This window comes from Ideonella sp. P3_A4 (assembly GCF_056403075.1).
In genome coordinates, this window is record NZ_JBFUGE010000731.1 from 1 (window position 1) to 2,712 (window position 2,712).

The following is a 2,712-nucleotide window of genomic DNA, read 5'->3' on the forward strand; positions in this document are numbered from 1 at the left end:
GCCCAGGGCAACTGGTTCATCGTCAGCAGGCCCACCAGGCTCCAGCCCAGCTCGCCGGCGGGCCGGCGACTGACCGGCCGCGTGGGGCCACGCAACGCGTCCACGCGCAGCACCGGGCCCGGCGCGTCCAGCCGCCAGGCGGGGGCCGCGCCGGCCTGGCCGTTGTGCGGCAACAGCGTGGGCAGGTCGCGGTTGGTGACCCAGGCCGAGATCGACAGCTGGCGAATGTCTTCGCGGTATGGGGCGTGCTGCGGGTCGACCAGCGATAGGAACACCTCGTCGCCGATGTAGGACGAACGCGGCCCGTGCTCTTTTTGCCGTGGCGACAGCAAGCGTGGCTCGCGGCGTGCAGTGAAGTAACCCGGCACCTCGCGCGGCGCCTCGTGGTAGGTTGCATACAGCGGCCAGAAGGTCTGCTGGCCGAGCTGGCCGCTGCCGAAGCCGACGACCGACTGCAGGCTGTGCACCTCGTAGTCCATCGGCCGGGTGCGGTCGGGTACGACGTGATACTCCCAGCTGCCGAGGCTGAGCTGGATGCGGTCCAACCGCTTGGGGAAAAGGTTGATCGCCGGCGTGCAGTGCAGCGACAGGCTGTCGGCGTCCACCAGCGGTTCGAGCGTCGCGTCGCCGCGGTTGAACAGCAGCACCAGCTCGGCCTCACTGCCGTTCACACGTGCGAGCCGCTGGGCCAAGCTGTTGATCTCGAAGAACAAGAAGCGCTGCGGCATCGCTGCGGCTTCCTGCAGCAGCCGGCAACCCGAGAAGCTGCGGTGCGCCTCCGGCAGCAGCGCCTGGTCGGCGGCATAACCCATCGGCTGCACGCTCTCGGCGCCCCGCCACTGCGCCAGCGCCTGGCTCGGCTCGGTGCCGACCCAGCTGCCCAGCGTGGCACCGAGCACCAGTTCGTGCAGCCTGAAAGCCACGTCGTCCGGTGCGCTGATGTAGAGGGCCAGCTTGTCCAGCTTGAGCTGGTCGAAGCTGATGCCGCCGCCCGCACGCAAGCGCAGCCGCAAGCCGCCTTTGGCGCCCAGCGCGGGCGGCAGGTGCTTCAACGGCAGGTCGGGTGCATGGGTGAAGTACTGCGCACTGACCAGCTCGATCGGCCACAGCGTCACCGCATGCGCGGTGCGGAACTCGCAGCGCGTGTCCTGCCCGCGTGGCAGCTCGGACTGCAGCGTGCTGCCGCGCGGCACCGGATAGCCCTTGATCAGGTTCGGGTCGGTCGTGTCGACGCCGAAGCGCGCCACCATCATCGACGGCACCGGCGCCAGAAAGTTCGGGTAGATCGATTCGAGCAGGTGGGCGATCAGGCGTGGCTGCTCGGCATCGAGCTTCAGCTGCACGCGGGCGGCGAGAAAGGCAAAGCCCTCCAGCAGCCGCTCGACATACGGGTCGGCGACCTCGGCGCCTTCCATGCCCAGTCGCGACGCGATCTTCGGAAACTCGCGCGCGAACTCGGCGCCCACCTCTTGCAGGTGGTTCAGCTCGTCGGTGTAGAGGCGAAGGAGGCGGGGATCCATCGACGGCACCGTCCTGCTACAGGACCATGGCGGAGGGCTGCTGGTCGAGCCACGGCTTCGCTTTGCCTTCGTAGGTCCAGGCTCTGCCGTCCCAGTACTTGAGATCCAGCGTCGCAAGGTTGAAGCCAAGGTTTCTCATTTGAACGAGGAACTCGGCCAGCTTGTCCGCGCCCGGTGCGTAATGGCCGCTGGCGTTCGTCACCTGGCGGATCCGCCAGTTGCTGTCGACGTAGAGCGTGCCGGCCATCTTCACCGGCTTGCCCCCGAAGAACGACGAGTGCTGGAACCTGCCGCGCTTCTTGAAGCCGACGTACATGTAGTTCTGCTTGTCCGTCACGAAGATCAGCGCGTTGTGGCGGCCGTCCTCGATCGCGCGGCGCCAATCCTCGGGGAACCTCCCCGGCACCACGATTGCCTGGCCGTTGAAGCTGATGCGATGCGCCGACACGAGGTCTTGCGACGGAACCTGGATCACGCCCCCGCCCGGCGGCCGGGGCTGCTCGTCCAGCCAGTCCAGGAACAGCTGCTTGCGGTCCCCGGCCTGCCAAATATCGAACAAAAGCCGGGCATCTGGCCCGTATCGGTGCAGCGGATCGAGCAGTTCGAGGTAGTACGGCGCCTTCAGCGGCAGGCAGTTGTCGAACGATCCCTCGACGATCTTCGCGGCCTTCTCCACCATGCGACGCCAGTTCGCCTGCGCCTGGAGGTGCGCATTGATCGGCGGCCTGGGGTCCCAGGTGTCATAGGGTCCCCAGAGGTTGCCATGTCCCAAGGCACACACGAGTCGCGTTGCTGCGGTGTTGTCAACGTACCAGCCACCTCGCTCATGGCCGGCCTCTCGGCATGGGATGCACATCCAGAATTTCATCTCGTTTCAACCTGATGTGTGGTTAAGCCTTGCGGCCGGGGGCGAACGATTCGGTCACCTGAACCTACCCCGCCTCCAGATCCAGCTGCGTGCGAAGCAGAATCTCCAGCGGCACCGGCTGCGACCACAGATGGCTGCGGATCTCGAATTCGATGACGTTGTGCGTGTCGAGCACACCGTTCGCTTCGATCGCGTGCACCTCGAGCGTGTCGATGCGGATACGCATCTCGTAGCGAATCAGCGCCCGATGGACGGCGACGGCATCTGGCGCACTGCACGGCTACATCCCGATGACAATCACGCCTCGGCCGAACGATGCGAAGG

3 protein-coding genes are annotated in these 2,712 nt (G+C 66.4%); all 3 read right to left on the reverse strand.

The genetic code is table 11. The features are described from left to right. Window positions 1-1,520, reverse strand: a 1,520-nt coding sequence (gene tssF / locus AC1DYI_RS31880) for a type VI secretion system baseplate subunit TssF (protein WP_477208124.1), incomplete at its 3' end; no start/stop codon positions are given. A gap of 16 nt (window positions 1,521-1,536) precedes the next feature. Beyond that, a complete protein-coding gene (locus AC1DYI_RS31885; protein WP_477208125.1) occupies window positions 1,537-2,388 on the reverse strand; it encodes a hypothetical protein in 852 nt (283 codons plus the stop codon). A 64-nt stretch (window positions 2,389-2,452) separates the two neighbouring features. Beyond that, window positions 2,453-2,614 carry a hypothetical protein gene (locus tag AC1DYI_RS31890; protein ID WP_477208126.1) on the reverse strand — a complete coding sequence of 54 codons (162 nt, stop codon included), beginning with the start codon at window positions 2,612-2,614 and terminating at the stop codon, window positions 2,453-2,455. Window positions 2,615-2,712: the final 98 nt, after the last annotated feature.